The sequence below is a fragment of the Limosilactobacillus avistercoris genome, assembly GCF_014836425.1.
Taxonomy (GTDB): Bacteria; Bacillota; Bacilli; order Lactobacillales; family Lactobacillaceae; genus Limosilactobacillus; species Limosilactobacillus agrestimuris.
Genome location: NZ_JACSQW010000040.1, coordinates 1 through 5344, shown reverse-complemented (window position 1 = coordinate 5344; position 5344 = coordinate 1). Strand labels below are relative to the sequence as shown.

4 protein-coding genes are annotated in these 5344 nt (G+C 29.1%); all 4 read left to right on the top strand.

What is annotated here, in order from left to right:
* The first annotated feature begins 208 nt into the window (after positions 1-208).
* The 4 genes from H9564_RS08880 to H9564_RS08865 all read left to right on the top strand — a co-directional run bounded on the left by H9564_RS08880 (position 209) and on the right by H9564_RS08865 (position 4981).
* On the top strand, positions 209-1651 hold the full coding sequence (locus H9564_RS08880) for a lipopolysaccharide biosynthesis protein (protein WP_191685106.1): 1443 nt from the start codon (positions 209-211) through the stop codon (positions 1649-1651).
* Between the two features lie 329 nt (positions 1652-1980).
* On the top strand, positions 1981-3144 hold the full coding sequence (locus H9564_RS08875; protein WP_191685105.1) for a CDP-glycerol glycerophosphotransferase family protein: 1164 nt from the start codon (positions 1981-1983) through the stop codon (positions 3142-3144).
* 54 nt (positions 3145-3198) lie between these two features.
* Entirely contained in the window at positions 3199-3921 is a 723-nt protein-coding gene (locus H9564_RS08870; RefSeq protein ID WP_191685104.1) for an IspD/TarI family cytidylyltransferase, read from the top strand.
* Positions 3922-3952: 31 nt separating this feature from the next.
* The gene (locus H9564_RS08865; protein ID WP_191685103.1) at positions 3953-4981 is read left to right on the top strand and encodes an NAD-dependent epimerase/dehydratase family protein; all 1029 of its coding nucleotides are present in this window, start codon (positions 3953-3955) and stop codon (positions 4979-4981) included.
* The last annotated feature ends 363 nt before the right edge of the window (positions 4982-5344 follow it).

The following is a 5344-nucleotide window of genomic DNA, read 5'->3' as shown; positions in this document are numbered from 1 at the left end:
CTCCTAACTGAATTTCTGGTAATCAGTATAGGAGACCTCAAATTGAAAATATAGACGTGCTGTTATTCAGTGCTTACCTTCATTCTATAATCCACCTTCAAATTATTTCTTGCAATCTGCCAATATTAATAATAAAATTGAATTGATTTTTGCAGTTTGTGGGTACAAAGTTTTAATAACTTAGAGGTATTTTATCAGAGGATTATCTATGAATAAAAATGATTTTTTTGCTGGGTTTATATGGAAATTTAGTGAACAGGTAATGTCACAGGTAGTTCTATTTGTTATTTCTATAATCCTAGCTAGATTGTTAACACCTCATGATTATGGTGAGGTGGCATTGGTGAATGTTTTTGTTATTATTTTGAGCGTTTTTGTAACGAGCGGATTTAATACGTCTTTAATTCAAAAAAAAGATGCAGATAAATTAGATTTTTCGACTATTTTTTATTGTAGTTTAATTTTTTCTTTTTTTATATATTTTTTATTATTTATGTGCTCACCATATATTGCATCTTTTTATAGAAATAAAGATTTAATTCCAATTGTTCGTATTTTGGGATTGGTTTTACCAATTTTGTCTATAAACTCCATTCAACAAGCATATGTTGCTAGGCAACTAGCATTTAAAAAAATGTTTTTTTCAACTACTTTAGCAACTATTAGTTCAGGAATTATTGGTATATTTTTAGCCATGCTAGGATTTGGGGTCTGGTCATTAGTATTGCAGTATATCATTAATAACTTATTATCAATGATAGTGTTATTTGTGCAAATACCTTGGAGACCAAAGTTACTTTTCTCAATTAAAAGGGCGAAGTCATTGATGAATTACGGATGGAAAGTAATGGCTGCCGAATTTTTAGGAAACTTATTTGGGCAATTAAGGTCACTAGTTATTGGAAAATTTTATACTCCTTCTGCTTTGGCTTTCTATAATCGTGGACAACAGTTTCCAAATTTACTTTCGAGTAATATAGATACAACAATTTCATCGGTTCTTTTTCCATACATGTCTAAGGCGGCAGATAACCCACTAAAGTTAAAAGAAATAGTCAGACGTTCATTAAGAGTATCTTCTTTCTTAATCATGCCATTAATGTTCGGCCTTATGGTAACAGCCAGGCCAATTATATTATTATTATTGACTGATAAATGGATAAAAGCAGTTCCTTTTATGCAGTGGTTATGTGTTGCTAATGCATTCTCAACAATAACTAACACTAACCTTCAGGTGATGAAAGCAAGTGGAAAAAGTAATGTTCTACTAAAAATTGAATTAATAAAAAAACCGGTTTATTTGATACTCCTTTTTATATCTGTAAAAAAAGGTATATTGGCTGTAGCAATAACCATGACAATATATTCTATTTATGCTGCAATTGTCAATATTGGTCCTAATAGGCGAATTATTTCTTATTCATATATGGAGCAATTTAAGGATGTTGCTCCATCATTATCATTATCGTTATTTATGGCTTTAGTAATTTGGCCAATAGAAAAATTACCAATGCCTATATATTTAGTCTTAATAATACAGGTCTTTGCTGGTGTTTTTGTGTACATTGCATGTTCGTATTTGTGTAGATTAGAGCCATTTAGATATCTAGTCAGTTTCCTTATTTCAAAAATTAAAGAAAAAATTGTTTGACATGATTTTAAGTGTCTAAGGTAAAATCTATAGTGAAAGATATAAGGTATAAATATAGAGCTGGGAATTTTAAACTGATGGGTAGAATAATTCTAGTTTAGTAATTGATGAGAATATGTAGGAAACATTAATTATTATTTATCGTTGTGGATAATATTTATGTAATTAGGTCTCATATTGAAGTAATAGTCTTGGTCTATCAAGTGTGAGGTAGTATAAAAAAGTAATATTCATTTTTAGAAAGTTAAGCTTCGTTTAGTTTCTTATTCAGCTAAGTATGTAAATGTAGAATTAGCAATATCATTATCTATGTGTGAGGAAATATGGTTATGGAATTGAAATCATTGGTAAAGATAGGGTTATTAAATTTAATAACTTTATTTTCGAAATTATGTAAAATCCAAAATAATAAAATAGTTGTAGATAACTTTTCGGGTCAAGGATTCGGTGATAACCCTAAATATATTGTAGAACAGCTACTAAAATATAGAGATTCATTAGATATTGTATGGCTTGTTAGAAATAAAAAGACTTCACAATTTTTCCCACAAGGTATTAGATTAGTTAAGTACCATTCATTTAGATCTGCGTATGAATTAGCGACTGCTAAAATATGGATTGATGATGTGAAGAACAGTTATAAACCACAAAAGAGAAAGGGACAATTTTATTTGCAAACTTGGCATGGAGGAATAGGGTTTAAAAAGGTTGAAAAAGCAGCAGAAGATACGTTAAGTGAAACTTATATAAGAGATAGTAAGCATGATTCCAAGCAAATAGATTTAATGATTTCTAATAGTGAATGGGTAACTCAAAATTATCGAAATAATTTTTGGTATAATGGGAAAATTGTAAAAACTGGATTGCCAAGAAATGATGTTTTCTTTAATGATACTGAGAAAATAAAAGAAAAAGTAAAAGAATTTTATAATATTGATCCGGATACAGAAATTATTCTATATGCACCCACATTTAGAAATTATATTAGCATAGATGAACAGACAAAAGTATGTTCATTTAACTATAAGAAAGTTATACAAGCATTTGAAAATAGGTTTGGCAAAAAATTTGTACTTGTTAAACGTATGCATCCTAATGTTGCTGATCAAATCCCGGTTATTGAAAATAATAATATAAAAGATGGATCAAGGTACCCTGATATGCAGGAACTTCTTGTAGCATCTTTTGCTTTAATAACTGATTACTCTAGTAGTGTTTTTGATTTTATGCTTAAGAGTGACAAAATATTTATATTTGCTAAGGACTATGAGCAATATATAAAGGAAGATCGAAAAATAGAATTTAATATCAGAAAAGATTTACCATTTGTATTTTCTCATAATGAGGATGAACTTTTGGCTAATATAAATTCATTTAATGATCAAGGAATGCATAAAAAAGTTATCGAATTTAAAAAGAAAGTTAAATTACTTGATGATGGGCTAGCTTCTCAAAGAGTTTCTAATATTTTAATAGATAAAAAAGAAAGTTAATTGATGAAGATTATTAAATATACTAGTGTAAATTAAACTTGGGGAGAGATATTTATGAATGTAGCAATTATATTGGCTGGTGGTATTGGGAGACGCATGCAGTTAAATGTCCCTAAACAATTTGTAACTATAAACGATAAACCTGTACTAGTTTATACTCTTGAAGCATTTCAAGCTCATCCACAAATAGATGCTATTGAGGTAGTGTGTGTTGATGGTTGGCAGAAAACCGTTAGGGCATATGCAAAGAAATTTCATATTGATAAATTGAAGTGGATTATAACAGGTGGAAATTCTGGGCAGGAATCTATTAGAAATGGTGTTTTTAATTTAGAGGACAAGGTAAATGATGACGATATTATTATTATTCATGATGGTGTTCGTCCTCTTGTTAATGAAGATGTACTTTCTGATGTAGTTGTTAAATGCTCTCAATATGGTAATGCTGTTTCATCTACCCCATACAATGAGCAAATTTTTGTTATTAGTAATGATGATATTAATACAACTAATAAGTATATCCCAAGAGATATTTTGCGACGTGTTTCAACACCGCAGGCATATAAATTTAAATTATTAGATGATAAATATCACGAAGCGTTTAACAAGAAAATTGGTATTTCTGGTTCGTCATATACAAATACTATGATGGCTGATTTAGGTGTAACACTTCATTTTGCAACAGGTTCAGATAAAAATTTAAAACTAACAACAAAGGAGAATTTAGAAACATTTAAAGCATATCTTTATGTGAAGGAAAACAATAAATTAAATTAAAAAGTATATTCTTTAGAAAGAATTGATAAGAATGAGTAAACGATCTGAAAATTATTTACGATTAATAAAGATTGCAATTGATACTAATAACTTAAAGAAATTTTCAGGTAGCAGTGTCTTGGTTACTGGTGGAACAGGATTAATTGGAACCTCCATTGTAGATATTTTTATTTATTTAAATGAAAAATTAAACAAGAATATAGATATTTTTGTTGCAAGTAGAAATTATGAGCATTTAGTAAAACGTTTTGGAGATGTTTGTGAAAAAGAATATTTTCACTTTGTTAAATATGATGCTACTAAAAAAATTAATTTTAATTTCCAGGTGGATTATATAATACAAGGGGCAAGTAATGCTAATCCTAATTTATATATAAAAAAACCGGTTGAAACATTAATGGGTAATATTTTTGGATTAAATAATATTTTAGATTATGCATTAAGGCAAAAAACTAAACGTGTAGTATATATCTCATCGAGTGAAGTTTATGGTAATAAACCAGAAGGAAGAAATAAATTAATTAATGAGGAAGATTTTGGCTTAGTTGATAAACTAAATCCTCGCTTTTCGTATACAAATGGAAAAAGAGCAGCTGAAAATTTATGTATAGATTATGCTTATGAATATGGAATAGAATCAGTCATTATTCGTCCTGGACATATTTATAGTTCAAATATTTCTAAGGGAGATAATCGTGCTGCAACCGACTTTTTAAGGTGTGCTTATGAGGATAGGACTATTGAAATGTATAGCTCTGGTAATCAGTTACGTTCATATTGTCATGCAATTGATTGTGCTAGTGCTATAATTTTTTCTTTAATTAATGGTAAAAATTGTCAGGCATATAATGTCTCAAATAAGGATTCAGTTGTTACGATTCGGCAATTTGCAAAAGAAGTAGCTAGGATAGGCCAAGTTAATCTTATATGTGGGAAAGTTAATGACAGTAACGGTATGGAGTATTCTGCATTGGATTCTAGTAAATTAGAAAATTTAGGATGGCATGCGGTTGTTAATTTACGGGAAGGAATTAAAGAGGCTATAGCTGATTTAAATTAGTTTTGAATTTACTTTTATTATTTATAGATATACGGAATAAAAAGTTTATTATTCGATAAATTTTTAATCTTTCTTGTTCCTGTTGTTAAAACAAGTAGCACTTATGATTTACATTGGTTATAAGTTCATGTGTATATATCTGACTAAAAGAGAATTACCTAATTAAGGGATTCGTTACTGTCATGAGGAAGTTTATGAGACGAACAATCAATTACTGAAGTATCAGGTGTATTTGCAATACATTATAAGGATGATAAGAACATAGAGGCTTTTGAATTAGAATTCACGGTTCTTCGTCAAGAAGTACTGATAAACAAAATTGAATAAATTTCAATCAAGCAGCTCGTGCCTTTGAGGAGGTAT

Excerpts from the sequence above, each read along its gene's own strand:
- H9564_RS08865 (WP_191685103.1), top strand. The coding sequence starts at position 3,953 with ATGAGTAAACGATCTGAAAATTATTTACGATTAATAAAGATTGCAATT.
- H9564_RS08875 (WP_191685105.1), top strand. The coding sequence starts at position 1,981 with ATGGAATTGAAATCATTGGTAAAGATAGGGTTATTAAATTTAATAACT.
- H9564_RS08880 (WP_191685106.1), top strand. The coding sequence starts at position 209 with ATGAATAAAAATGATTTTTTTGCTGGGTTTATATGGAAATTTAGTGAA.
- H9564_RS08870 (WP_191685104.1), top strand. The coding sequence starts at position 3,199 with ATGAATGTAGCAATTATATTGGCTGGTGGTATTGGGAGACGCATGCAG.